The organism is Nocardia neocaledoniensis (assembly GCF_029868625.1).
Lineage (GTDB): Bacteria > Actinomycetota > Actinomycetes > Mycobacteriales > Mycobacteriaceae > Nocardia > Nocardia neocaledoniensis_A.
This window is the reverse complement of the sequence record NZ_JARWOJ010000298.1, coordinates 1-1,885: the sequence shown is the minus strand read 5'-3', so window position 1 is coordinate 1,885 and position 1,885 is coordinate 1. Positions and strand designations below refer to the sequence as shown.

The window sequence follows — 1,885 nt, the reverse complement described above, 5'->3', positions numbered from 1 at the left end:
GCCCGGCTCGGCGCCCGGCGGCGCCCCCCCGCCCGCGCCCCGCCCCGCCCGGTCACCGTCTTATCGCCGTTGGGGTGTTCGGCTATCTCGTTGGCGGTGCCATCGCCCCCCCCCCCCTCTAAACCCCCCCCCGCGACTCCCTCCGGACTGGCAACGCGACCTACGCGCCTGCCCCGGTGTCTATCGCGGCGGGCTCCCCTGCCCGACCGCGCCCGGGACGCGGCCCGCGCACGGCGATAGCGGGCCGGTATCGCCGTGCGAAGACTCACACCGATGTGATTCGAAGCCGCTGCCCGCGTGTGGGATTCGCCTTCGGCACGGCGCCGGCGGGCTGTGATCTGTCAGACACCGAAACGAAGGGCGCCATTCGGCGGTCACCGGTGTAGCGTGAGCATCGATGCTCAAGCCTTGAGACATCGATCTCAAATATTGAGACGCAATCGTGCAATTCGGGCGAGGTGAGAATCGTGACAGAGGTGCGGCCGACGGTCGACATGCCCCAGATCGGCGACGGCAGACGCTGGCTCATGCTCGCGCTCGGCGTGTTCGCGCAGACCTCGAGTTCGATGTTCATCCATGGCACCCCCTTCCTGCTGCCCGCGCTCACCGCGCGCGGTGATTCGCTGGCCGCCGCGGGCGCGCTGGTGGCGCTGCCGACCGTCGGCCTGGTGTGCACGCTGATCGCGTGGGGCTATGTCGTCGACCGGATCGGCGAACGCGTGGTGCTGGTGGCGGGTACGGCGCTGATGTTCGCCGCCGGCGTCGGCGCCGCGCTGGTCGACGATCCGGTCGCGTTCGGCGCGCTGCTGCTGCTCGGCGGTGTCGGCGCGGCCAGCTCCAACGGCGCCAGCGGCCGGGTGATCGTCGGCTGGTTCCCACCGGAGCGCCGCGGCCTGGCGATGGGCATCCGGCAGACGGCGCAGCCGTTGGGCGTCGGCCTGGGCGCGCTGAGCATTCCGTGGGTCGCCGCGCACCATGGTGTCCCGGCCGCGCTGCTGGTTCCCGCGCTGCTGGCGGGGATCGCGGCGGTCGGCTGCCTGGTCGGGATCATCGATCCGCCCCGGCCGCCCACCAAGGCCGCCGATCGCGCCAACCCCTACCGCGGCGACTCCACCCTGTGGCGCGTCCATGGCGTGTCGATCCTGCTGGTCTTCCCGCAGGCGACCCTGTGGACCTTCGCGCTGATCTGGCTGCACCGTGACCTGGGCTGGTCGCTGGCCGCCGCGGGCGCGCTGATGACGGTGACCCAATTCCTCGGCGCCGCAGGACGAATCGGGGCCGGTGCCTGGTCGGATCGGGTCGGCAGCAGGCTGACGCCGCTGCGGCAGGTCGCGATCGCCGCGGTCGTGTCGATGGCGGCGCTGGCCGTGACCGCGTGGACCGGCTGGTGGTGGGTGGCGGTGCCGCTGATGGTCATCGCCTCGGTGGTCTCGGTGTCCGACAACGGGCTGGCCTTCACCGCGGTCGCCGAGATCGCCGGACCGTTCTGGTCGGGCCGTGGGCTCGGCATCCAGAACACCGGCCAGAATCTCGTCATCGCCGCCATTCCCCCGGTTTTCGGCGCCCTGATCACCGCGACGAACTACCCCACCGCGTTCGCGTTCGCCGCCGTGGCCGCCGTGGCCGCGGTGCCCCTGGTCCCCCGCGACAAACCGAACTGACGGCACACAGCGTGTTTCGACCGGAAGGCGAAACACGTTGCACCGCTGCGGGTTCACCGGGGACAAGAGATCGGCCCCGGGGGGGTGTGTGGGGCCCCGGGGGGGGTGGTTTTGCCCGGGGTCCCCGCGCGGGGGGGACGGTTTTTGCGGGCGGGGCAGCGGGCTTCGCGGTGCGTGACGTCATCGTCATTCACCCCTTCCTGGACAACGATGTCCTCAGGGCG

1 protein-coding gene is annotated in these 1,885 nt (G+C 71.7%); it reads left to right on the top strand.

All coding sequences use genetic code 11. The features are described 5' to 3' along the window. The first annotated feature begins 494 nt into the window (after positions 1–494). The gene (locus tag QH270_RS22295) at positions 495–1,661 is read left to right on the top strand and encodes an MFS transporter (protein ID WP_280345741.1); all 1,167 of its coding nucleotides are present in this window, start codon (positions 495–497) and stop codon (positions 1,659–1,661) included. Positions 1,662–1,885: the final 224 nt, after the last annotated feature.